This is a genomic window from Pseudomonas sp. JY-Q, from assembly GCF_001655295.1.
GTDB lineage: Bacteria > Pseudomonadota > Gammaproteobacteria > Pseudomonadales > Pseudomonadaceae > Aquipseudomonas > Aquipseudomonas alloputida.
The window spans coordinates 5146579-5170896 of the sequence record NZ_CP011525.1 but is presented as its reverse complement, the minus strand read 5'-3'; the positions used below and the strand labels follow the sequence as shown (position 1 = coordinate 5170896).

The window sequence follows — 24318 nt, the reverse complement described above, 5'->3', positions numbered from 1 at the left end:
GTGTTGCCCGTGATGACACCTAAGGTATTCAGATAAGCATGGCCCTACTGCAGATTGCCGAACCCGGTCAAAGCCCTCAGCCTCACCAGCGTCGCCTGGCGGTGGGGATCGACCTGGGTACCACCAACTCTCTGGTCGCTGCACTGCGTAGCGGCCGCAGCGAGCCCCTGCCCGACGCGCAGGGCAACGTCATTCTGCCGTCCGCGGTGCGCTACCTCGACGGGCGTATCGAAGTGGGGCAGGCTGCGCGTGACGCCGCCTCAAGCGACCCGCTGAACACTGTGCTGTCGGTCAAGCGCCTGATGGGGCGCGGCCTGGCCGACGTCAAGCAACTGGGCGAGCAATTGCCGTACCGCTTCGTTGGCGGTGAGTCGCACATGCCGTTCATCGACACCGTGCAGGGTCCGAAAAGCCCGGTGGAAGTGTCTGCCGACATCCTTAAGGTGTTGCGCGAACGTGCCGAAGCTACCTTGGGTGGCGAGCTGGTAGGCGCGGTGATCACCGTGCCGGCCTATTTCGATGACGCCCAGCGTCAGGCTACCAAAGATGCTGCGCGTCTGGCCGGCCTGAACGTGCTGCGCCTGCTCAACGAACCGACTGCGGCCGCCGTAGCCTACGGCCTGGACCAGAACGCCGAAGGCGTGGTGGCCATCTATGATCTGGGCGGCGGTACTTTCGATATTTCCATCCTGCGCCTGACCGCTGGCGTATTCGAAGTGCTGGCCACCGGGGGTGATACCGCCCTTGGGGGGGATGACTTCGATCACACTATTGCCGGCTGGATCATCGAACAGGCGGGTTTGTCGTCTGACCTCGACCCGGCTACCCAGCGCGCGCTGCTGCAAACCGCTTGCGCCGCCAAGGAGGCCCTGACCGACGCTGACGTGGTCAACGTCAGCCACGGTGCCTGGCACGGTGAGCTGACCCGCAGCGCCTTCGAAGCCATGATCGAACCATTGGTTGCCCGCAGCCTGAAGGCTTGCCGCCGTGCGGTGCGCGACAGTGGTGTTGAGCTGGAGGAGGTCAGCGCCGTAGTCATGGTCGGTGGTTCTACCCGCGTGCCGCGTGTGCGTGAGGCCGTCGGTGCACTGTTCGGGCGCACCCCGCTGACCTCGATCGACCCAGACCAGGTGGTGGCCATCGGTGCCGCCATCCAGGCTGACACCTTGGCCGGCAACCGCCGCGAAGGTGGCGAGCTGCTGCTGCTCGATGTCATCCCGCTGTCGCTTGGTCTTGAGACCATGGGCGGGCTGATGGAGAAAGTGATCCCGCGTAACACCACCATTCCGGTGGCGCGTGCTCAGGAATTCACCACGTACAAAGACGGCCAGTCGGCCATGATGATCCACGTCCTGCAGGGCGAGCGCGAGCTGATCAGTGACTGCCGTTCGCTGGCCCGCTTCGAGCTGCGCGGCATTCCGGCCATGGTTGCCGGTGCTGCGAAAATCCGCGTCACCTTCCAGGTGGATGCCGATGGCCTGCTCAGCGTCGCTGCCCGCGAGCTGGGTTCGGGCGTTGAAGCCAGCATTCAGGTCAAGCCGTCCTACGGCCTGACCGACGGCGAAATCGCCCGCATGCTCAAGGACTCCTTCGAAAACGCCGGTTCCGACAAGCACGCCCGCCAGTTGCGTGAGCATCAGGTAGATGGCGAGCGGCTGCTCGAGGCGGTACAGGGCGCCCTGGACGCCGACGGCGAGCGCCTGCTCAGCAGTGACGAGCGCGACGCCATCGAATTCCAGATGCAAGAACTACGTGATTTGCTGGCCGGCACCGATGGCGCAGCCATCGAGCAACAGACCAAGCGTCTGTCGCAGGTGACCGATGCATTTGCCGCCCGTCGCCTTGATTCGACGGTCAAAGCCGCACTGGCCGGGCGCAACCTGAATGAGATCGAGGAGTAATCGATGCCGCTGGTGACATTCCTGCCGCATGAGAAGTTCTGCCCCGAGGGGCTGACCGTGGAGGTCAAGCCTGGGACCAACATCCTGGAGTTGGCCCACGACCACCACATCGAGATGGAAAGCGCTTGCGGCGGCGTCAAGGCCTGTACCACTTGCCACTGCATCGTGCGCAAGGGCTTCGATTCGCTCGAAGAGGCTGACGAGCTGGAAGAGGACATGCTGGACAAAGCCTGGGGCCTGGAAGCGCAATCGCGCCTTGGTTGCCAGGTTTTCGTCGCTGACGAAGACCTGACCATCGAGATCCCCAAGTATTCGCTCAACCATGCTGCCGAAGCACCGCACTGAGGGCCTGTACATGAGTCTGAAATGGGTTGATGTACTTGAGATCGCAATCCAGCTTGCAGAAAGCAAGCCTGAGGTCGATCCTCGTTATGTGAATTTCGTGGACCTGCACCGCTGGGTGCTGGCATTGCCAGAGTTCAGCGACGATCCGTCACGCGGCGGTGAGAAAGTGCTCGAGGCAATCCAGGCCGCCTGGATCGACGAAGCCGACTAAGCGTCACTTGCAGGTTAGGCAATCCCCCGGAACCCGCGTATAATTCGCGGGTTTAATTTTTCGTAACACTCATATTCTGGAGTTTTCCATGGCTGTTCAACGTACTTTCTCCATCATCAAGCCTGACGCTGTTGCCAAAAACGTCATCGGCAAGATCACCACTCGCTTCGAAGAAGCCGGCCTGAAAATCGTTGCCTCGAAAATGAAGCAACTGTCCAAAGCCGAAGCCGAAGGCTTCTACGCTGAGCACAGCGAGCGCGGCTTCTTCGGTGACCTGGTTGCCTTCATGACTTCCGGTCCGGTCGTTGTCCAGGTTCTGGAAGGCGAGAACGCCATTGCCAAGAACCGTGAGCTGATGGGTGCTACCAACCCTAAAGAAGCTGCTGCCGGCACCATCCGCGCTGACTTCGCCGAGTCGATCGACGCCAACGCCGTTCACGGTTCGGACTCCGAAGCTGCTGCTGCTCGCGAAATCGCTTACTTCTTCGCTGCTACCGAGGTAACCACTCGCTAAGCGAAAGCTTACGGGTGAGGGTGAATCCATGACGACATCTACTGGCAAAATCAACCTGTTGGGTCTGACCCAGCCGGAAATGGAACAATTCTTCGACTCTATCGGGGAGAAGCGCTTCCGTGCCGGCCAGGTGATGAAATGGATTCACCATTTTGGCGTGTCCGACTTTGCGGCCATGACCAACGTAGGCAAGGTCTTGCGCGAAAAGCTCGAGGCCGTTGCCGAAATACGCCCACCGGAAGTGGTCAGTGAAGACATTTCCGCCGACGGCACCCGTAAATGGGTGATCCGCGTTGCCTCCGGCAGCTGCGTCGAGACCGTCTATATTCCAACCGACGACCGTGGCACCCTGTGCGTATCGTCGCAAGCCGGCTGTGCCCTGGACTGCAGCTTCTGCTCCACCGGCAAGCAAGGCTTCAACAGCAACCTCACTGCCGCCGAAGTGATCGGCCAGGTGTGGCTTGCCAACAAATCCTTCGGGACCGTCCCTGCCAAAGTCGACCGCGCGATTACCAACGTGGTCATGATGGGAATGGGCGAGCCCTTGCTGAACTTCGACAACGTCATTGCCGCCATGAAAATCATGATGGATGACCTTGGCTATGGCATTTCCAAGCGCCGTGTCACCTTGTCCACCTCGGGTGTGGTGCCGATGATCGACGAGCTGGCCAAGCACATCGACGTGTCGCTGGCCCTGTCGCTGCATGCGCCGAACGACGAACTGCGCAACAAGCTGGTACCGATCAACAAGAAGTACCCGCTGAAGATGCTGCTGGAATCGTGCATGGGCTACATGTCCACCCTGGGCGGCAAGCGCGTGCTCACCGTCGAGTACACCCTGCTCAAGGACGTCAACGACCAGCCCGAGCATGCTGCGCAGATGATCGAACTGTTGCGCGATGTACCCTGCAAGATCAACCTGATCCCATTCAACCCGTTCCCGCATTCGGGCTACGAGCGACCGAGCAACAACGCCATTCGTCGCTTCCAGGATCTGCTGCACCACGGTGGCTTCAACGTCACCACCCGTACCACGCGCGGCGACGACATCGACGCTGCCTGTGGCCAGCTGGTGGGCCAGGTCAATGACCGTACTCGCCGCAGTGAGCGCTACATCGCTGTTCGCCAGCTTTCTGCGGACGTCGAACTGCCAGACAGCGCCGCCAGCCACTGACAGGTACCTTGCCCATGAGCCTGCGCGCCGCGCTGTCGATCCTTGCGCTTTCGCTGCTGGCCGGCTGCGTGTCGGGCGGCGCGAGCGACCCCTTGGCCAGCCGCCAGGGCAGGGTGGAGGCGGGGCGGGCTTATGTGCAGCTTGGCTTGGGCTATTTGCAACAAGGGTTGACCGAACAGGCCAAGGCGCCGCTTGGAAAGGCCCTGGCGCTGAATGACCAGGATGTCGATGCGCACGCCGCCCTGGCAGTAGTGTTTCAAGCCGAAGGCGAGCCGGCGCTGGCCGAAGCACACTTTCGCAAGGCCTTGCTGATAAGCCGCGGTGACACGCGAATTCGCAACAATTACGGCAGTTTCCTTTATGCTCAGGGGCGATTTGCCGAAGCCAAGCAGATGTTTCGCCAGGCCAGTGCCGATACCCTGTATCCTGAGCGCTCACGCGTGTACGAAAATCTGGGCCTGACCGTCCTGAAGCTCGAACGCCGCGATCAGGCGCACGCGTATTTGTTGAAAGCGTTACAACTCAACCCGCGGCAACCAAAAGCGTTGCTGGAAATGGCTGAGTTGTCCTACGAAAACAGGCATTATGTGCCGGCCCGGGACTACTACGATCGTTTCAGCCAGTTGAGCGACCACGACGCCCGTAGCCTGCTGCTGGGCAGCCGCCTTGCCAGGGTGTTCGACGAGCAGGGCGCACTGGCCGAATTGGGCCAGCAATTACAACGACTTTATCCCGGTACGCCGGAATACCAGCAATACCTGTCGGAGCAACGATGAACGCCGCGCACCCCGAAGTAGCAGTAGCGCCTGGCCAGAACCCCGGTGAGCTTTTGCGCCTGGCCCGTGAGAAACGGGACTGGTCTCAAGCCGAGGTGGCCCGCAAGCTCAACCTCACTGTCAGTTCGTTGAACCACGTGGAAACCGGCGCCTTCGACAAGCTGCCCGGGCATACTTTCGCTCGTGGCTACATTCGTGCCTACGCCAAGCTGATGGACCTCGACCAGGCCGCCCTGGTAGACGCCTTCGACCGTTACACCGGTACCCACGCCAAAGGCAGCGACGTGCATTCGCTGGGCCGTATCGAAGAGCCTGTGCGTCTGTCGCACAACATCCTGCGCGGCGTCAGCCTGCTGTTGCTGGTGGCTGTGGTCGGTGGTGGCTTTTTCTGGTGGCAGGACCAGGGCAGCCTGCGGGGCAAGGACCTGGCCAAGATTGCCCTGGAGCATGTCGAGGTCGAAAGCGCCGACGGCACCACACAGATTCACCCGCTCGATGAGCCTGAAGACCAGGCCGTTTCCGCTGGCCAGCAAGCTGAAAGTGCGCCGCTGGCGCTGGAGCAGGGCGCTGCCGAGCAGCCTGCTTCCGCTGAACAAGCACCGGTAAGCTCTGAGGCCGCCATTGCCGCAGCGCCTGCTCCAGCACAGCAAGCGCCGGTGCAAACCGCCCCTGCTGCTTCGCCTGCACCGGTTACGCCTCCGGTACAGGCCACTGCTGCACCTGCACCTGCACCGGCCGTGGCGGCCACCGAGCCTGCCGCAGTGCCAGCTGGCAGCGCCAAGGTCGCCATCCAGTTCACCGCCGATTGCTGGACCCAGGTCAGCGACGGCAACGGCAAGGTGCTGTTCAGCGCCATCAAGCGCAAGGGGGACAACCTCGAGCTGACCGGCAAGCCGCCATTCGCGGTACGCCTGGGCTTTGCCCGGGGCGCCCAGGTCAGCTACAACGGCCAGGCCGTCGATGTTGCCCCATTCACCAGTGGCGAGACTGCTCGCCTGAAGTTGGGACAGTAAGTCATGCACGGCGAATCTCCGATCAAACGTCGCGAATCCCGCAAAATCTGGGTTGGCAATGTGCCGGTGGGTGGTGATGCGCCCATCGCGGTGCAGAGCATGACCAACACCGACACCAACGATGTCGCTGCTACCGTGGCGCAAATCCAGCGACTGGTCGATGCCGGCGTGGACATCGTGCGTGTCTCGGTGCCGGACATGGACGCCGCCGAAGCGTTTGGCAAGATCAAGCAACGGGTCAGCGTGCCGCTGGTCGCCGACATCCATTTCGACTACAAGATTGCCCTGCGCGTTGCCGAGCTGGGCGTTGATTGCCTGCGGATCAACCCGGGCAACATCGGCCGTGAAGACCGTGTGCGCGCTGTGGTCGATGCCGCCCGCGACCGCGGCATTCCGATTCGTATCGGGGTCAACGCCGGTTCGCTGGAAAAAGACCTGCAGAAGAAGTATGGCGAACCGACCCCGGCCGCACTGGTCGAGTCGGCCCTGCGCCACGTCGAGCATCTCGACCGCCTGGATTTCCAGGACTTCAAGGTCAGCGTCAAGGCCTCGGACGTGTTCATGGCTGTCGAAGCCTACCGTCTGCTGGCCAAGCAGATCGTACAACCGCTGCACCTGGGCATCACTGAAGCCGGTGGCCTGCGTTCGGGGACGGTGAAGTCCGCCGTCGGCCTCGGTATGCTGCTGGCCGAGGGTATTGGCGATACCATTCGCATCTCGCTGGCGGCCGACCCGGTCGAAGAAGTGAAAGTCGGCTACGACATCCTCAAGTCGCTGCATCTGCGTTCGCGTGGCATCAACTTCATCGCCTGCCCGAGCTGCTCGCGGCAGAACTTCGATGTGGTCAAGACCATGAACGAGCTGGAAGGGCGTCTGGAAGACCTGCTGGTGCCGCTGGATGTGGCGGTGATCGGTTGCGTGGTCAACGGCCCGGGTGAAGCCAAGGAGGCCCATGTCGGGTTGACCGGCGGCACGCCGAACCTGATCTACATCGACGGCAAGCCGGCGCAGAAACTGACCAATGACAACCTGGTCGATGAGCTGGAAAAGCTCATCCGCCAGAAAGCGGCCGAAAAGGCCGAAGCTGACGCGGCGCTGATCGTCCGTGGCTGACACACCGAATTCGTAAGGACTTTTCGTGAGCAAATCGCTGCAAGCCATCCGTGGCATGAACGACATCCTGCCAGAACAGTCGCCGCTGTGGCGCTACTTCGAAGGCACCGTGGCCGGGCTGCTGGACACCTACGGGTACAGCCAGATCCGCACGCCGATCGTCGAGTTCACCGAGCTGTTCAAACGCTCGATCGGTGAAGTGACCGACATCGTCGAAAAAGAGATGTACACCTTCGAGGACCGCAACGGTGATTCGCTGACCCTGCGCCCTGAAGGCACCGCGGCCTGCGTGCGAGCGGTGCTCGAGCACGGCATCACCGGCAACGGTCAGGTGCAGAAGCTGTGGTACATCGGCCAGATGTTCCGCCACGAGCGCCCACAGAAGGGCCGCTACCGTCAGTTCCACCAGATTGGCGTGGAAGTGTTCAACCTGGACGGCCCGGACATCGATGCCGAGCTGATCATGCTGACCTGGCGCCTGTGGGGCCTGCTGGGCATCCAGGACGCGGTCAAGCTGGAGCTCAACAGCCTGGGCACCAGTGAAGCCCGCGCACGCTACCGTGACGCGCTGGTCGAGTTCCTCTCGGCGCGCCTGGAGCAACTGGACGAAGACAGCCAGCGCCGCCTGAAGAGCAACCCGCTGCGCATCCTCGACAGCAAAGACCAGAACACCCAGGCGGTGTTGGTCGGCGCGCCGAAGCTGGAAGACTACCTGGACGAAGAGTCGCGCGTGCACTTCGAAGGCCTCAAGGCCCGCCTGGACGCCGCCGGTATTCCGTTCGTGATCAACACCAAGCTGGTACGTGGCCTGGACTATTACAGCAAGACCGTGTTCGAGTGGGTAACCGACAAGCTCGGCGCCCAGGGCACGGTGTGCGCGGGTGGCCGTTACGACGGCCTGGTCGAACAGATGGGTGGCAAGCCGACCACTGGCGTTGGTTTCGCCATGGGCATCGAGCGCCTGATCCTGCTGTTGGAAACCTTGGGCAAGGTGCCGGAGTCCATCAGCCGTCAGATCGACGTTTACCTGTGCGCCTTTGGCGAGCAGGCGGAGCTGGCAGGCCTGCGCCTGTCCGAAGGCTTGCGCGACCGCTTGCCGGGCCTGCGCCTGGCTGTCAACGCCGGGGGTGGCAGCTTCAAGAGCCAGTTCAAGAAAGCCGACAAGAGCGGTGCACTGTTCGCCCTGATCCTCGGCGACGACGAGCTGGCCAAGCAAGAGATCGGCTTGAAGCCCCTGCGTGGCCAGGGCGAACAACAGAACATTGCCTGGGATGCTCTTGCAGAGCACCTGGAAACCGCGATCGCGCAGGCGTAACGCGGTTCAACAAGCGAATAGGCGAAAAGGAGTATTGGGGTGTCGAGTACCGATGATGATGACCTGGCAGGGGTCAAGGACTGGTGGAACCGCAACGGCAAGCCGCTGCTGACCGGTGCATTGCTGGCTGGCGTGGTGGTGTTGGGCTGGAATACCTGGCACAAGTACCAGACCAACCAGTCGCAAGGTGCCTCGCAGTTGTATCAGGCGCTGATTGAAACCAGCCTGACACCGACCGGCCAGCCGGACGCCACCAAGGTCGCGGAACTGGCCGGCAAGCTCAAGAGCGAGTTTGGCGGCACCGCTTACGCCCAGTACGGCAGCCTGTTCGTGGCCAAGGTCGCGGTCGACAGCGGCAAGCTCGATGACGCCGCAGCCGAGCTGAAAAGCGTGCTGGACAAACCGGCCGACGTTACCTTGGGCGAGATTTCGCGTCAGCGTCTGGCGCGCGTACTGGCAGCCCAGAACAAGGCCGAGGATGCCCTCAAGCTTCTCGACGGCGACGCCGACAAAGCCTTCCTGGCCAGCCGTGAAGAGTTGAAGGGTGACCTGCTGGTGCAGCTGGGTCGCGCCGACGACGCACACAGCGCTTACGAAAAAGCCAAGGCTGCGCTGTCCGATGACGCGGCGGTCGGTGGCCTGCAATTGAAGCTGGATGACCTGGCTAAAGGGGACGCGTAAGTGATCGGTTGGAAACATGCAGCAGTGCTGACCCTGGCCGTACTGGCCGCAGGTTGCAGCAGCAACAGCAAGAAGGAACTGCCCCCGGCCGAGCTGACCAAGTTCACCGAGGAAGTGGTGCTGAAGAAGCAGTGGAGCCGTTCGATCGGTGACGGCCAGGGTGAAACCTACAACACCCTGGTACCGGCCATCGAGAACGACCGTATCTACGCTTCCGACGTCAACGGCGAAGTCTTCGCCCTCGACCGCATCACGGGTGACGTGGTGTGGAAGAAGGACCTGGAGCTGCAGGTTTCCGGTGCAGTTGGCGTAGGCTATGGCCTGGTCATGCTCGGTACCCTCAAGGGTGAAGTCATTGCTCTGGACTCCAGCACCGGTGAGGAGCGTTGGCGCTCGCGCGTGACCAGCGAAGTGCTGGCCCCACCTGCCAACAACGGTGACGTGGTGGTGGTGCAGACCCAGGACGACCGCCTGATCGGCCTGGATGCCGCCACTGGCGACCGCCGTTGGATCTACGAAAACTCCCCGGCCGTGCTGACGCTGCGTGGCACCGGTGCGCCGATCGCCACCAACCGCCTGGCGGTTGCCGGCCTGTCCACCGGCAAAGTGGTCGCGGTTGACATCAACAACGGTGTGCCGGTGTGGGAAAGCCGCGTGGCCATCCCGAAGGGCCGTTCCGAGCTGGACCGTGTGGTTGATATCGACGGCGGCTTGCTGCTGTCTGGTGGTACCCTGTACGTCAGCACCTACCAGGGCCGTGTAGCGGGCCTGGACCTGGAAAGCGGCCGCGAGCTGTGGCAGCGCGATGCTTCCAGCTATGTGGGTGTCGCCCAGGGCTTCGGTAACGTCTACGTCAGTGAAGCCTCGGGTACCGTGGAAAGTGTGGATGAGCGCTCTTCCAGTGCCCTGTGGAGCAACGACAGCATGGCTCGCCGCCAGTTGACCGCCCCTGAAGTGTTCAGCAGCTACGTGGCTGTGGGTGACTTTGAAGGTTACCTGCACCTGCTGAGCCAGGTGGATGGCCGCTTCGTCGGCCGTGAGCGTATCGACAGCGATGGCCTGCGCGCCCGCCCACTTGTGGTCGGCGACACCATCTATGTCTTCGGCAACAGCGGCAAGCTCGAGGCACTGACCATCCGCTGAAGCTATGCTTGAAGCCTTGGCGGGCTTCAAGCCGCGGCGTAGGACACGCCGCCCAAACTCCGGCCGCTGCCTTGCAGCGGCCTTTGCATTTTCAAGAATTCGAGAGTGGAGAGCCGATGGTTCCCGTAATTGCCCTGGTGGGCCGCCCGAACGTCGGCAAATCCACCATGTTCAACCGCCTGACCAAGACCCGCGATGCCATCGTCGGTGACCTGTCGGGCCTGACCCGTGACCGCCAGTATGGTGATGCCAGCTGGCAGGGTCGTTCCTTCATCCTGATCGACACCGGTGGTATCACCGGTGACGAAGTGGGCATGGACGAAAAAATGGCCGAGCAGTCGCTCATGGCCATCGAAGAAGCCGACTACGTGCTGTTTCTGGTTGATGCCCGAGCGGGCATGACCGCAGCAGACCAGATGATCGCCGAGCACCTGCGCAAGCGGAACAAGGCCGCGATCCTGGTTGCCAACAAGATCGACAACATCGACCCCGACGTTGCCCGCGCCGAATTCTCGCCAATGGGCATGGGCAACGCCATTCCGGTGGCAGGCTCCCAGGGCCGGGGTATCAGCGCCTTGATGGAGGCCGTGCTCGGTCACCTGCCGCGTGATGCCGAAGACGAAGCCCTCGAACAGGACGTTGCTGAAGGTGAGGAAGCCGTGCGCATTCCTGGCCCAAGCGAGAAGGATGGCATCAAGATCGCCATCATCGGCCGCCCGAACGTTGGCAAGTCGACGCTGGTCAACCGCATGCTCGGCGAGGAGCGTGTGGTGGTCTACGACGAGCCGGGTACTACCCGTGACAGTATCTACATCCCGTTCGAGCGTGATGGTGACAAGTACACCTTCATCGACACCGCCGGTGTGCGCAAGCGTGGCAAGATCCACGAGGAAGTCGAGAAGTTCTCGGTGGTGAAGACGCTGCAGGCGATCAAGGACGCCAACGTCGTCATCTTCGTCATGGATGCCCGCGAAGGTGTGGTCGACCATGACCTGAACCTGCTGGGCTTTGCCCTTGAAGCCGGTCGCGCCATCGTCATTGCCCTGAACAAGTGGGATGGCATGGAGCCGGGTGAGCGCGCCTACGTGAAGACCGAGCTGGAGCGTCGGCTGTTCTTCGTCGATTTTGCTGACATCCACTTCATTTCTGCGCTGCATGGCACGGGCGTGGGCAACTTGTACAAGTCGGTGCAGGCTGCGTTCCAGTCCGCGGTCACCCGCTGGCCGACCAGCCGCCTGACGCAGATCCTCGAAGATGCCGTGAGCGAGCACCAGCCGCCGATGGTCAATGGTCGCCGCATCAAGCTGCGCTATGCCCACCTCGGCGGTGCCAACCCGCCGCTCATCGTGATCCACGGCAACCAGACCGACAGCATTCCCAAGTCGTACTCGCGTTACCTGGAAAACACCTATCGCCGGGTGCTCAAACTGGTCGGTACGCCGATTCGTATCGAGTACAAGGGTGGTGAGAACCCGTACGAGGGTAAGAAGAACACCCTTACCGATCGCCAGGTCAACAAGAAACGCCGCCTGATGTCGCACCACAAGAAGGCCGAGAAGAAGCGTCGCGACAAACGCTAAGTAGCGCCATGTGGGGGCGGGCAAGGCTGCCCCCACAGATGCCCTTTGATCCAGAGCAATCCCCCTATTGTTTCAACCTTTTTCCTGACCGCTCGATCCGCTATGCTCGGACTCCACCCCGTGCCGGATATACCCCAGGAAAGAGGGCTCCATGATCCGCAGCAAACTGCCGAATGTCGGCACGACCATCTTCACCACCATGTCCCAGCTCGCCGTGCAGACTGGCGCGCTCAACCTGTCCCAGGGCTTTCCTGACTTCAATGGCCCGCAGGCCCTGCTCGATGCAGTGGGCCGGCACGTGGCTGCCGGGCATAACCAGTATTCGCCGATGACCGGCCTGCCGGCCTTGCGCCAGCAGGTGGCGGCCAAGGTCGAGCGGCTGTATGGGGCCAGGGTGGATGCCGATCAGGAAGTGACTATCACCCCCGGCGCCACCGAGGCTATTTTCTGTGCCATCCAGGCGGTGGTGCATGCCGGTGACGAAGTGATCGTCTTTGACCCCTGCTACGACAGTTACGAGCCGTCCGTGGAGCTGGCCGGTGGTCGCTGTGTACATGTGCAGTTGAGCGACGGCGATTTCCGTATCGACTGGCAGAAATTCAGCGATGCTTTGAGCCCGCGCACGCGCATGGTCATCCTCAACTCGCCACACAACCCCAGCGGCGCGTTGATCACCCGCGAAGACCTCGACCAGTTGGCCGCACTTATTGCCGACCGCGATATCTACCTGGTCAGCGATGAAGTGTACGAGCACCTGGTCTACGACGGCGTACGCCACGCCAGTGTGCTGGCCCATGAGCAGTTGTACTCACGTGCCTTCGTGGTCAGTTCCTTCGGCAAGACGTACCACGTTACCGGCTGGAAGACCGGTTACGTGATCGCACCGCCAGCCTTGAGCGCCGAGCTGCGCAAAGTGCACCAGTACGTCAACTTCTGTGGCGTGACGCCGCTGCAGTGTGCTTTGGCCGACTTCATGGCCGGGCACCCCGAGCATATTGATGAGTTGCCGGCCTTCTACCAGGCCAAGCGCGACCTGTTCTGCGGTTTGCTGGACGGTTCGCGTTTCAACTTTACCCGCACGACGGGCACTTATTTCCAGCTGGTGGACTATTCGCAAATCCGTCCGGACCTGAACGATGTCGACATGTCGCTGTGGCTGACGCGTGAGCACGGCGTGGCGACCATCCCGGTATCGGTGTTCTACCAGCAACCCATCCCCGAGCAACGCCTGGTGCGCCTGTGCTTTGCCAAACGAGAGGAGACGCTGCGTCAGGCAGCGGAAAGACTATGCGCGATCTGAGTACACTGCCGAACCTGAAAGTCGCCCTGGTGCAAACCACCTTGGCCTGGCACGACCGCGAGGCCAACTATGCGCACTTCGAGGTGCTGCTGGAGCAGGTGGGTGAGGTTGACCTGGTGATCCTGCCGGAAATGTTTACCACCGGTTTTTCGATGCAATCGGAAAGCCTGTGCGAGCCGGAGAACGGTCCGACCTACAAATGGCTGAAGGCACAGGCCAAGAAGCACAACGCGGTGATTACCGGCAGTGTGATCATCCAGGCCGCCGATGGCAGCCACCGCAACCGCCTGTTGTGGGCGCGGCCGGACGGCGAGATTCTGCACTACGACAAGCGCCACCTGTTCCGCATGGCCGGTGAGCACAAACATTACACCCCAGGCGAGCGGCAGGTGCAGTTCGAGGTCAAGGGCTGGCGGATTCGCCCGCTGATCTGCTACGACCTGCGCTTCCCTGTGTGGAGCCGTGACGCCCAGGACACCGACCTGCTGCTGTACACCGCCAACTGGCCGGCCGCGCGTCGCCAGCACTGGAACCGCCTGCTACCGGCGCGGGGGATCGAGAACCTGTGCTATGTGGCGGCGGTGAATCGAGTGGGCACGGACGGTAAAGGCTTTGCTTATTCTGGTGACAGCCAGGTGCTGGATTTCCAGGGTGAGAGCCTGCTCAGTGCCGGGGAGGCGGACGGGGTGTTCACTGCAGTATTGAGCGCGGCGGAACTGGCGGCGTACCGGGCCAAGTTCCCGGCCAACCTGGATGCCGATACCTTCGAGCTGCACTGACAGCAGGGCCGGCTTCTTCGCGGGCTTGCCCGCGAAAGGGCCGGCCTGCTGGCCAATTTCCACCTGTCGTTCACCATTGCCGCCGCCACCGTATTCGCGGGAAAACCGCGCCTACACACGTATCGGCGGGTCACAGGCCGTTGTGTAGGAGCGGGTTCACCCGCGAAAGGGCCGGCCCTGCTGGCCAATTTCCATCCGACGTTCACCGTTGCCGCCGCCACCGTATTCGCGGGTAAACCCGCGCCTACACACGTATCGGTGGTTGGGGAAAGGCCGTCGTAGGAGCGGGTTTACCCGCGAAGAGGCCGGCCCTGCTGGCCAATTTCCACCGGCCGTTCACCGTTGCCGCCGCCACCGTATTCGCCGGTAAACCCGCTCCTACACACCGATCAATACACATCCCGCCGATACCGCCCATCCTCGATCAACTGCTGTACAGCAGCTTCACCCAGCATGCCTTTGAGCGCCGCATCCACCCCCGCCGCCATGCCTTGCAGGCTGCCGCAGACATACACGCAAGCCCCGTCGGCCACCCAGCGCTTGAAGTCCTCGGCCTGCTCCAGCATCACGTCCTGCACATACACCTTCTCAGCCTGATCGCGCGAGAACGCCAGGTCCAGCCGTGCCAGGTCACCGTTGTCCAGCCAAGCGTGCAGCTCATCGCCACACAGCAAGTCATGCGCCCGATTACGCTCGCCGAACAACAGCCAGTTGCGCTGCTCACCGGCATTGACCCGCGCGCGCAACAGGCTGCGAAGGCCCGCCAGGCCAGTGCCGTTGCCGATCAGGATCATCGGCGCAGCAGCCTCAGGCAGATGGAAGCCACTGTTACGCCGCAGGCGCAGGCTCAGGGTGCCATTCATTGGCAGGTATTCGGTCAGCCAGCCAGAGCCCAAGCCAAGGCTGCCGTCGGGGTGGCGTTCCTGGCGCACGATCAGCTCCAGCACACCATCGCTGGCGATCGAGGCGATGGAGTACTCGCGGCAACCGATTGGCACCAGTGCATCGACCAGCGCTTGTGGCTGCAAGCCGATCAGGTGGTCGCGGCGCGTCGGCAGTTGGCGGCCAGCGAGTGCCTGGGCAAGGGTTTCGCTCAGGCCATTCACCTGCACCTGGCTGCTGGCGTCCAGTGCCATGCCCTTGAGGAACGCGTCGATCCGTGGCTGCCCATTCAGCGGCAGTACCTCCACCAGGTCGCCGGCTTCCCAGCTCGCAGGTTCTGCAGCCTGCAGGCCAAGCAGGTACACCGGTTGGCCTTGGCTGCCGGGGTTGAGCAGTTTGCGGCGCACCAGCGACCAGTTGGCAAAGGTTGGCGGCTGCCAGGCGGCCACCGGCTGGACGCCCGTCAGTTGCGCCAGTTCCTGCTGCCATTGCTGCAGGGCGGCCTGGTCGGCGTTGTCCACTTCCACCGGGCTGAATGCACTGCTGGCACCGCGCTCCCCCAGCCACGCCTGGAGACGACGAGCGAAACCGCAGAAGTGCGGGTACTGACGATCACCGAGGGCGAGCAGGGCATAGTTGAGGTTGTTCAGTGCCCAAGGCTGGCCGAGCACCTTGCGCTCGAAGACGCGAGCGCTGTCGGGCGCTTCGCCGTCGCCGAATGTACTCACCACGAAGAGCGCGCGATGGGCCTGGCGCAGGTCGTTTTCACCCAGCTCGGCAAGGGCGCGCACTTGAACGGGCTGGCCAGCTGCCTGCAGCTGCTCGGCACTCTGCCAGGCCAACTGTTCGGCAAAGCCACTCTGGCTGGCGAAGCCGATCAGCCAGCCGTCGCCAGTGCCGCTGTTGGCGACGTTGCCACGGGCTGCGCGCACCTGACGTTTCTTGCGGCGGCGGTCGAGGTACAGCAGCCAGCCGGTGACGAAGAACAACGGCATGGTGAGGCTGGCGATGGTGACGATGATGCGCCCCGGCAAGCCGAAGTATTCGCCGACGTGCAAGGCGTAAACACTCTGCAGCAACTGCGCCTTGAATGACTTGTCGGTGTAGCGATCGTGCTTCTTAACTTGGCCGGTGGCCGGGTCAAGGACCAGGGTATTGAAGGCACGTGGGTGCGCGGCGTTGTCGAGCAGGTAGAACAGGTTGGCCGGCTGACCGCCAGCAGGTGGCAGGCGCAGGTTGTAGGTGGACAGGCCTGGGCCTGCGGCCTCCTGGAGGTTGGCCCAGATGGCGTCGTAGTCCACCACCAGCGGTGGCGCATTCTTGTCGACTGTTTGCGGCCCGTGCCGGCCACGGCCTTCACCTCGTTTTTGCTGCTGGCCCGCGGCTGGCGCGTCGGCCAGCAGCTTGTTCAGGCCTTCACGGTACCACTCATAGGACCAGAACAGCCCGGTCAGGGCGAACAGAAGATAGAACAGCAGGCACCAGGTGCCGGCAACGGCGTGCAGGTCCCAGTTGAAGGCGCGGCCTTTCTTGGCCCAGTCGAAGGTCAGCCAGGTGCGCCAGTCCAGCGCTTTACGCGGCCAGCGCAGGTAAAGGCCGGACAGGCAGAAGAACACCAGCATCAGGGTGCAGGCCCCGGTGATTTGCCGGCCAGTATCGCCCATGGCGAGGAAGCGGTGCAGCTTGAGCATGAGGTTGAAGAAGCCTTGCCCGGCCGCTTCGCCCTTGAGTTCGCCGGTGTACGGGTCGGCATAGCGCAGCTCGCCACGGCGTTCGCCCGGTGCGGGCATGAAGAAGATCCGTGCAGCGTTGCCTTCGCGCACGTCGACCCACAGCATCGAGACTTTGTCGTGTTGCTGGGCTTCGACCCGCTTAACCAGCTCGGCCGGCGGTAGCACGCCTTCGGTGCGTACTTCTACCTTGAGTACATCGGCATTGAATGCGCGCAGCAGTTCTTCCTGGAACGAGTACAGCGCCCCGGTAATGCCCATCAAGGCCAGCACCAGGCCAGCGGTGATGCCAAAGAACCAGTGCAATTGGAACAGCGTCTTCTTCACCACGTTTCTCACCTTGAGTTGCTGCCGCGACCCGCGCGGCGTGCATTATGCCTTGATACGCAAAAGCCCCGCTCACAGGAATGAACGGGGCCAGGTGGGCTGCTTTTCGTGTTGTCTGTGCGGGCCTCTTCGCGGCTAAGGCCGCTCCTGCACCGGCAACGCAGGAGCGGCTTTGGCCGCGAAAGGGCCCGCACAGGCGCAGCCCTTCAACAGATCAACCCAACCCAGACATCAGAAGTGCACGCTGGTGGTCAGCAGTGCCGTCCGCCCGGCCGCCTGGTTGGCGAAGTGGGTGGAGAAGGCCTTGTCGTAGTACACCTCGTTGGTCAGGTTCTGCACGTTCAGTTGCAGGTCGACGTTCTTGGTCAGCTTGTAGGCGGCCATGGCGTCGTAGCGTACGTAGCTGTCGACCATGGTGGTGTTGGCCACGCTGCCGTACACGTCATCCACGTAGAACGCACCACCGCCAACGGTCAGCTTTGGCGTGATCGAGTAGGTGGTCCACAGGCTGGCGCTGTTGTTTGGCGTGTTCGGCAGCTGGTTGCCGTCGTTGGCCTTGCCCACCGGGCCGCCGTCGATCTGGCGAGCCTGCATGTAGGTGTAGCCGGCGAACACCTGCCACTTGTCGGTCAGCTTGCCGCTGGCCGACAGTTCGATACCCTGCACGCGAGTTTCGCCGACGTTCTCGTAGGTAGTGGTGTCCACCTGAACGCGGGCGTTTTCCTTCTCAGTGCGGAAAAGCGCCGCTGCCAGCGACAAGCGTTCGTCCAGTAAGTCCCACTTGGTACCGATTTCGTAGTTGGTGGTTTCTTCTGGTTCCAGGTCGCTGCCCAGAATATTGCCGCTGCGGTCGGTTGTACCTGGCAGTGAGTTGGTCTCAGTACCTTCGCCGAGCATTGCGCCTGGCGGTGTCGCCGAGGTGGCGTAGGAAATATAGATGCTACCGTTCTCGGCTGGCTTCCACACCAGACCCAGCTGGCCCGTGAAGAATTCGCTTTTGTCGCGACCTTTGGTGGGTACGCCGTTCTTGTTCAAGACGGTTGCGCCGCTGGCGTCGTAGGTGCGGAACTTGGTATCGAAATGGTCGTAACGCAGGCCCATGTTCAGCAGCCATTGGGGTGTGAGCTCCAATGTGTCGAAGACATAGATCGCTCGGGTCTTGCCGCTGGTCTTGGTGCCGGCGTAGTTGCGCGAGACAGTGCCGTCCCAAGTGTCGTCCGGGTTAGGGTCGCTCAGTGAGGTGCAGCTACCACCATTGCCAGGCCCGGTGCAGGTGAGCTTGCTGTTTGGCGTGACGGTGTAGCTCTGGCGGTCGGATTCTTCCTTGGTGAGTTCGATACCGGTCGAGAAGTTGTTTTTGAAACCGCCGACGAAGAACTCGCCGAACAGGTCGGTCTGGTTGGTGGTGGTGGCGGTGTTACCCACGCGGGTGTTGGCACGACGCCATACACCGTTGTTGTTCACGTTGCCGGCACTGTCATCCGGCTGGGTCAGCACGTAGTCTTGCATGCTGTTGCCGTGACGCAGGGTGTTCTTGATGGTCAGCGAGTCGGTCAGGTCGTGCTCGATGGCGAAAGTGGCGATGTCCACGCGGCTCTTGCGGAAGTCGCGACCGGTTAAGCCGTAGAAGTTGTCGCTGTCACCGCCATCGATCGGCTTGCTCGGGTGCGCCGAAGTACGGGCAGCGCTGCCAGTAACGGGGATGCTGTAAGGGATACCCGAATCCGGCAGGTCGTCGCTTTCCAGGTGGTAGTAGTCAAGGTTGACGCGGGTCGGCGTGCCCAGGCCAAAGGCCAGCGACGGGGCGATACCCCAGCGGTCGTAGTTGACCTTGTCGCGGCCGGCGACGTTGCTTTCGTGGGTCATCAGGTTCAGGCGACCGGCAACGGTATCGCTGAACTGGTAGTTGCCATCGAAGGTGTAGCGCTGGGTCTGGTCGCTGCCCCAGGTCCAGGCGCCGTCCAGCGAGTTGCCCAGATGCGCGCGTTTGCTTACCAGGTTGATGGTACCGCCGGCCGCGCCGCGGCCACCGATGGCCGAGTTCGGCCCCTTGGCCACTTCAACGGATTCGATGGCGAAGATTTCGCGGGTTTGGGCGCCAGTGTCACGTACGCCGTCCAGGTAAGTATCGCCCTGGGCGTCGAAGCCGCGGATGAACGGGCGGTCACCTTGTGGGTTGCCGCCTTCGCCAGCGCCGAAAGTAATGCCTGGCACGGTGCGCAGGGCATCCTGCAGGGTCAGGGCGTTGGTGTCCTTGATCACTTGCTGCGGGATCACGGTTATCGAGCGCGGGGTGTCTACCAGCGGCGCGGTGTACTTCTGCGAGGCGGCCTTGTCCACCTTGTAATCGGTGCTGGCTTGTTCAGCCTTGCCGTTGACGCTGGTGGCATCGAGGGTGATGGCGCTGCTGGCGGCCGGATCGGCGGCATAGACCGACGAGGCACTCAGGGCGACACCGATGGCAGACACGATCAGGCGTGGCGAACTCACAGCAGATGGTACGTACTGGCGCATTGCAAAGAACCTTCCCCAAGGTATTGAGGCGGTGGATCTTAATGTAAGCAATTTTGACTAACAATTGAGACTCGTTACCATTCGTGAAGAATTTACAATCTTTACAATTTGTCTTTACGGTTTCATGCCGCTTAAACGTCTTAAGTGGCGAATGGGGCTTGTGTAGCGCAAAAGGGAATCAATATCATTGCGCCTTTACATTTCCTAACGGTGCCGTTGCCATGCTGCTTCACATCCCAGGCCTGTTCGACGCTGATGAACTGGCCCGTATCTGCGAGGCGCTGGAGCGGGCCGACTGGGCCGATGGCAAGGTTACGGCGGGTTATCAGTCGGCCAAGGCCAAGCACAACCTGCAGTTGCCGGAAGGTCATGCGCTGGCCAAGGAAATCGGCAGTGCGCTGATCGACCGCCTGTGGAAAACCCCACGCTTCATGTCGGCAGCCTTGCCGCACAAGGTGTTCCCGCCGCTGATCAACTGCTACCGCGAAGGCGGCAACTTCGGTTTCCACATCGACAACGCCCTGCGCCAGCCCAAGGGCAGCCCGGAGCGGGTGCGTACCGACCTGTCTTCCACGCTGTTCCTCAGTGACCCGGAAAGCTACGACGGCGGTGAGCTGGTGATCCAGGACACCTATGGCGTGCAGCAGATCAAGCTGGCCGCCGGTGACATGGTGCTGTACCCCGGCACAAGCCTGCACAAGGTCAACCCAGTAACCCGTGGCCAACGCTATGCCGCATTCTTCTGGACCCAGAGCCTGGTGCGCGATGACAGCCAGCGGGCGCTGCTGTTCGAGATGGACAACGCCATCCAGCAACTGACCGCCGATGTGCCGGACCATCCTTCGCTGTTGCAGCTGACGGGCACCTACCATAACTTGCTGCGCCGCTGGGCTGAGGTCTGAGCCGTGTCCTACCTGCTGCGACGTGAGGAAGTAGTGGATGTGGCCGGCTTGCAGGCCATGCTCGAGGAAACCCCTGGCAAGGCCGCCCAGGCGATTCTGGCGGCAGCGGGGCAGGGCGCGGTCGAGGCGCAGTTGCTGCTGGGGCAGATCCTGCTGGATGGGCGTGGCATCCAGCAGGATGCCACGGTTGCCCGGCGTTGGTTCGGTATCGCTGCACAGGGTGGCAGTGCCATGGCGCACAACATGCTCGGGCGTTGCCTGGAGCATGGCTGGGGCGGCGAGGTGAGTTTGGTGCAGGCGGCCGTTCACTACGCCCGTGCGGCCGATTCGGGTTTGGACTGGGGCCTGTATAACCTGGGCAACCTTCTGGCGACCGGGCGTGGGGTGCCGGCCAATCAGGCGCAGGCACTGATGTGCTACGAGAAGGCTGCGCAGCTGGGGCATGCCAAATCGATGAACCTGTATGGGCGTTACCTGGAGCAGGGCATTGCCACGGCACCCAGCCCGGCGCGGGCGGTGCGCTGGTATCGGCGTTCGGCCGAGGCGGGGGATTTTCGTGGGATGTTCAGCCTGGCGCTGGTGCTGGTCGAGCGTGGGCAGTTGGCCGAGGCAGGGCAGTGGCTGGAGCAGGCCCGGGTTGCGGGGAACATGAATTTCCTGCGTGCTGCGTTGGTAACCCTGCAGGGTGCGGGGCCGGTGTTGATGGCCTTTGCGGCGCGGTATGCCGAGGAGATCGATCGGCGTGGTGAGTGAGGTTGACTGTGCCGGCCAATTTCCACTGGCCGTTCACTGTTGCCGCCGCCACCGTATTCGCGGGTAAACCCGCTCCTACACACGCATCGGTGGTTGGGCGCAGGCCGTTGTACGGTTTACCCACCAAGAGGCCAGCATCGACAGCACGCACATGAAAACGGGGCCTTTCGGCCCCGTTGTGCATTACAGGTAGTAAGCCTTCAGCGGCGGGAAGCCGTTGAATTCCACTGCGCTGTAGCTGGTGGTGTAGGCGCCGGTCGACAGCCAGTACAGGCGGTCACCGATGGCCAGGTTCAGCGGCAGCCCGTACTTGTAGTTCTCGTACATGATGTCGGCGCTGTCGCAGGTCGGGCCGGCGATGACCACTTCTTCGGCTTCGCCTTTCTTCTCGGTCCAGATCGGGAACTTGATGGCTTCGTCCATGGTTTCGATCAGGCCGGAGAACTTGCCCACGTCGGTGTAGATCCAGCGCTCGACGGCGGTACGCGACTTACGTGCGACCAGCACCACTTCGCTGACCAGGATGCCGGCGTTGGCGATCAGCGAACGGCCGGGCTCGAGGATGATTTCCGGCAGTTCGTCACCGAAGTCTTCCTTGAGGAAACGGATGATTTCTTCGGCGTAGGTTTCCAGGCTGTTGGTACGGGTGATGTAGTTGGCCGGGAAGCCACCACCCATGTTGATCAGCTTCAGTTCGATGCCGTCTTCTTCTTTCAGGCGTTCGAAGATTACCTTGACCTTGGCGATGGCGGCGTCCCATACGCTGATGTCGCGTTGCTGCGAGCCCACGTGGAAGGAGATGCCATAAGGCACCAGGCCCAGGTCGCGGGCGAGGATCAGCAGGTCCATGGCCATGTCGGTCTGGCAGCCGAACTTGCGGGACAGTGGCCAGTCGGCAGTGGTGGAGCCTTCAGTCAGAATACGCACGTACACTTTCGAGCCCGGTGCGGCCTTGGCGATGTTGCGCAGGTCGGCTTCCGAGTCGGTGGCGTACAGGCGCACGCCCTTCTCGTAGAAGTAGCGGATGTCCTTGGACTTCTTGATGGTGTTCCCGTAGCTGATACGGTCGGCGCTGACACCGCGGCCCATCACTTTGTCCAGCTCGTAGATCGAGGCGATGTCGAAGCTCGAACCTTTCTCTTTGAGCAGGTCGATGATTTCCACGGCCGGGTTGGCCTTGACCGCGTAGTAAACCTTGGCAAATTCGAAACCGGCGCGCAGGTCGTCGTACGCCTGGCTGATCATCTGGGTGTCGATGAGTACGAACGGGGTTTCCTGCTTGTCAGCGAACGCCTTCATTTTCTGGAAGGTTTCACGCGCGAAATAGTCTTCGACCTGGATCGACATGCTCAGGGACTCCATGGGCAAACTGAAAGATTAAGTGGCTGCAAACTGAACGTCCTCCGTATCCCCACTTTGGTTCGCCTACTCAGTACTTGAGCCGGATGGATCGTTTCCAGCATGGACGTTCGGCGCGCACTTTAGGGCGTGAAGAATGCAGAATCAACAGGCAATCCGGGCGTGATCGACGTGGATCGACGACCAGCCATTTGAATAACCGACTCGTGTGACCGGCTGATGTTCCCTGCGATCTTTCAAGCGTAAAAAATTGTGGAATGGAGCGTGTTGGGCCCTTCGCGGGCAAGCCCGCTTCTACAGGGGATACGCGTTCCATGTGGGGGCGGGCTTGCCCGCGAAAGGGCCGGAGGTGTTCATATTTATGGCCACATTTTCCTGGTACCCCCGTACAGGAAATCGCCCATAAATTTTTTGTTACCGACTGGCGGATTTGCTGCTTTTGATGCGAAACATTACTATTCGCACCCTTATCTGCCTCCCTGATGACCCCCGACCGTGTCCGGACACAAAGGCTTCCTCGACCACTACCATGAGCTGATCGGCACCTGGACGCGCAAGCTGCGCAGTCGTCAGCAGGCCGAGGATCTCACCCACGATGCCTTTGTCCGGGTACTGGAAACCCCGCGCGAGCAGGTTGAGCAGCCACGCGCCTACCTGCATCAGGCTGCGCGCAACATCGCCGTGGATGGCTTCCGTCGCGAAGACCGCCGCCAGGCCCTGGAGCGGGAAGCCTTCGACGAAGGCGCAACCGGCAGTGGCGACCCGGAAGCCTACGTGCATGCCCTGGAGCTGGCCGACAGCGTCGAGCGGGCCCTGGCCGAGCTGCCACTCAACTGCCGGCAGGTGTTCATCTGGCAGAAGCTCGAAGGCCTGACCCAGGCCGAGATTGCCGAGCGCATGGGGTTGAGCAAGAACATGGTCGAAAAGTATATGATCCGCACGCTTCGGCACTTGCGTGAGCACCTGGATGTGTCGGCATGAAGAGTCAGGAGGCCTTTTCGATGAAACAGCACGGTACCGATGCCGTCCGCGAGCAGGCGGCCGCATGGTTCGCCCGCGTGCAGGATGCGCCTCGGGATGCCGGGCTGCACACGCAGTTGCATGCCTGGTTGGCGAGCGACGAGCACCACCGGGAAGAATATGAGCATCTCTGCCGCGTGTGGCAGGCCGCCGGCTTCATTCCACGCCAGCACCTGGAGGCGCTGTGCCAGCCAGACCCGGTGCAGCAGCTGCCACGACGGCGTTTCATGCGCCAGGCGTTGGCCGCCAGTGTTGCGGTAGTGGCGCTGGGCCTGGGCTGGGGCGGCTGGCACCACCTGCAACTGAACCATCAAGGCAGCCTGCAGACGGCCTTCAATGAGCGCCGTCAGGTCGAACTGCCGGATGGCTCGCATCTGGAGCTCAATGGCAGCACGCAGGTGCAGGTCAAGTTCAGCGCCGGCCAGCGGCACGTGCGCCTGAACGCCGGTGAAGTGATGTTCAGCGTCGCCCATGACAGTAACCGGCCATTTGTGGTCGACACTGCCCAGGGCAGTGTGATCGTCACAGGTACCCGCTTTGACGTCCGCCTGGACCCAGCCAGCACCCGTGTGGCGGTGGAACAGGGGTCGGTGCGGGTGCAGGGCAAGGGCGACTCGCCGGCGCTACTGACGGCCGGGCAGGGGTCGCATATAGATGCACAGGGCCTGGTCGCCGCACCCTATGCGGTCAACACCGGCGCCATGACCGCATGGCGACAGGACAAGCTGGTGTTCGACAACGCAACCCTCGCCGAAGTAGTGGCCGAAACCTCGCGCTACCGTCGCCAGCCATTGCGGGTCGCCCCTGGGAAAGTCGCCCGGCTGCGCCTGTCCGGTACCTTCAGTACCAACGATACAGACGCTCTGCTGCGGGCCTTGCCGAGCATCCTCCCGGTGGCCATCAAAGCCCATGAAGACGGCTCCAGCGAAATAATCGCCAACTAGATTCAGGTTTTTTTTCACTCGTTCGTCTTCCTCGCCAGCTGC

21 protein-coding genes are annotated in these 24318 nt (G+C 62.1%); 18 read left to right on the top strand and 3 right to left on the bottom strand.

Translation table 11 applies throughout. The annotated features are described in order from the left end of the window. Positions 1 to 38: 38 nt before the first annotated feature. The 14 genes from hscA (at position 39) to AA098_RS23150 (ending at position 13845) form a co-directional block, all read left to right on the top strand. The gene (gene hscA, locus AA098_RS23215; RefSeq protein ID WP_003248532.1) at positions 39 to 1901 is read left to right on the top strand and encodes a Fe-S protein assembly chaperone HscA; all 1863 of its coding nucleotides are present in this window, start codon (positions 39 to 41) and stop codon (positions 1899 to 1901) included. 3 nt (positions 1902 to 1904) lie between these two features. Next, positions 1905 to 2246: an ISC system 2Fe-2S type ferredoxin gene (gene fdx, locus AA098_RS23210; RefSeq protein WP_003248531.1), complete on the top strand. Its 342-nt coding sequence runs from the start codon at positions 1905 to 1907 to the stop codon at positions 2244 to 2246. 10 nt (positions 2247 to 2256) lie between these two features. Next, the gene (gene iscX, locus AA098_RS23205) at positions 2257 to 2457 is read left to right on the top strand and encodes a Fe-S cluster assembly protein IscX (RefSeq protein ID WP_003248529.1); all 201 of its coding nucleotides are present in this window, start codon (positions 2257 to 2259) and stop codon (positions 2455 to 2457) included. An 88-nt stretch (positions 2458 to 2545) separates the two neighbouring features. Beyond that, positions 2546 to 2971, top strand: coding sequence for a nucleoside-diphosphate kinase (gene ndk / locus AA098_RS23200; RefSeq protein WP_003248526.1), 426 nt, complete (start codon positions 2546 to 2548; stop codon positions 2969 to 2971). A 28-nt stretch (positions 2972 to 2999) separates the two neighbouring features. Next, positions 3000 to 4145, top strand: a complete 1146-nt coding sequence (rlmN, locus tag AA098_RS23195; RefSeq protein ID WP_003248524.1) for a 23S rRNA (adenine(2503)-C(2))-methyltransferase RlmN — start codon at positions 3000 to 3002, stop codon at positions 4143 to 4145. A gap of 14 nt (positions 4146 to 4159) precedes the next feature. Continuing rightward, positions 4160 to 4921, top strand: coding sequence for a type IV pilus biogenesis/stability protein PilW (gene pilW, locus AA098_RS23190; RefSeq protein ID WP_003248522.1), 762 nt, complete (start codon positions 4160 to 4162; stop codon positions 4919 to 4921). Then, positions 4918 to 5934, top strand: a complete 1017-nt coding sequence (locus tag AA098_RS23185) for a RodZ family helix-turn-helix domain-containing protein (protein WP_064615032.1) — start codon at positions 4918 to 4920, stop codon at positions 5932 to 5934. Before pilW ends, AA098_RS23185 begins: the two co-directional genes overlap by 4 nt. A 3-nt stretch (positions 5935 to 5937) precedes the next feature. Beyond that, positions 5938 to 7047 carry a flavodoxin-dependent (E)-4-hydroxy-3-methylbut-2-enyl-diphosphate synthase gene (ispG, locus tag AA098_RS23180; protein ID WP_003248517.1) on the top strand — a complete coding sequence of 370 codons (1110 nt, stop codon included), beginning with the start codon at positions 5938 to 5940 and terminating at the stop codon, positions 7045 to 7047. Positions 7048 to 7072: 25 nt separating this feature from the next. Further along, the gene (gene hisS, locus AA098_RS23175) at positions 7073 to 8362 is read left to right on the top strand and encodes a histidine--tRNA ligase (protein ID WP_003248516.1); all 1290 of its coding nucleotides are present in this window, start codon (positions 7073 to 7075) and stop codon (positions 8360 to 8362) included. A gap of 39 nt (positions 8363 to 8401) precedes the next feature. After that, positions 8402 to 9043 (top strand): tetratricopeptide repeat protein, encoded by a 642-nt coding sequence (locus AA098_RS23170; RefSeq protein ID WP_003248514.1) that lies wholly within the window; start codon positions 8402 to 8404, stop codon positions 9041 to 9043. Continuing rightward, complete coding sequence (bamB, locus tag AA098_RS23165; RefSeq protein ID WP_004576298.1) at positions 9044 to 10186, top strand: outer membrane protein assembly factor BamB; 1143 nt, start codon at positions 9044 to 9046, stop codon at positions 10184 to 10186. Positions 10187 to 10302: 116 nt separating this feature from the next. Next, the gene (gene der / locus AA098_RS23160) at positions 10303 to 11766 is read left to right on the top strand and encodes a ribosome biogenesis GTPase Der (protein ID WP_003248512.1); all 1464 of its coding nucleotides are present in this window, start codon (positions 10303 to 10305) and stop codon (positions 11764 to 11766) included. A gap of 151 nt (positions 11767 to 11917) precedes the next feature. Further along, positions 11918 to 13066: a pyridoxal phosphate-dependent aminotransferase gene (locus tag AA098_RS23155; RefSeq protein ID WP_003248511.1), complete on the top strand. Its 1149-nt coding sequence runs from the start codon at positions 11918 to 11920 to the stop codon at positions 13064 to 13066. Beyond that, positions 13054 to 13845, top strand: coding sequence for an amidohydrolase (locus tag AA098_RS23150; protein WP_003248510.1), 792 nt, complete (start codon positions 13054 to 13056; stop codon positions 13843 to 13845). Before AA098_RS23155 ends, AA098_RS23150 begins: the two co-directional genes overlap by 13 nt. Before the next feature lie 389 nt (positions 13846 to 14234). Here the strand turns inward: AA098_RS23150 and AA098_RS23145 are convergent, their stop codons facing one another. Further along, positions 14235 to 16787, bottom strand: coding sequence for a sulfite reductase flavoprotein subunit alpha (locus AA098_RS23145; protein ID WP_064615031.1), 2553 nt, complete (start codon positions 16785 to 16787; stop codon positions 14235 to 14237). 228 nt (positions 16788 to 17015) lie between these two features. Next, positions 17016 to 19298 carry a TonB-dependent siderophore receptor gene (locus tag AA098_RS23140; RefSeq protein WP_004577176.1) on the bottom strand — a complete coding sequence of 761 codons (2283 nt, stop codon included), beginning with the start codon at positions 19296 to 19298 and terminating at the stop codon, positions 17016 to 17018. A gap of 221 nt (positions 19299 to 19519) precedes the next feature. Here AA098_RS23140 and AA098_RS23135 point away from each other — a divergent pair, with 221 nt between their 5' ends. Next, positions 19520 to 20200 (top strand): Fe2+-dependent dioxygenase, encoded by a 681-nt coding sequence (locus AA098_RS23135; protein WP_004577175.1) that lies wholly within the window; start codon positions 19520 to 19522, stop codon positions 20198 to 20200. Between the two features lie 3 nt (positions 20201 to 20203). Further along, a complete protein-coding gene (locus AA098_RS23130; RefSeq protein ID WP_047603297.1) occupies positions 20204 to 20953 on the top strand; it encodes a tetratricopeptide repeat protein in 750 nt (249 codons plus the stop codon). Positions 20954 to 21136: 183 nt separating this feature from the next. Here the strand turns inward: AA098_RS23130 and AA098_RS23125 are convergent, their stop codons facing one another. Beyond that, a complete protein-coding gene (locus AA098_RS23125) occupies positions 21137 to 22300 on the bottom strand; it encodes a type III PLP-dependent enzyme (RefSeq protein WP_003248498.1) in 1164 nt (387 codons plus the stop codon). Between the two features lie 507 nt (positions 22301 to 22807). On the opposite strand from AA098_RS23125, the gene AA098_RS23120 reads away from it, so the two are divergent. Further along, the gene (locus AA098_RS23120; RefSeq protein WP_064615030.1) at positions 22808 to 23293 is read left to right on the top strand and encodes an RNA polymerase sigma factor; all 486 of its coding nucleotides are present in this window, start codon (positions 22808 to 22810) and stop codon (positions 23291 to 23293) included. Positions 23294 to 23313: 20 nt separating this feature from the next. Then, positions 23314 to 24276, top strand: coding sequence for a FecR family protein (locus tag AA098_RS23115; protein WP_054889331.1), 963 nt, complete (start codon positions 23314 to 23316; stop codon positions 24274 to 24276). Positions 24277 to 24318: the final 42 nt, after the last annotated feature.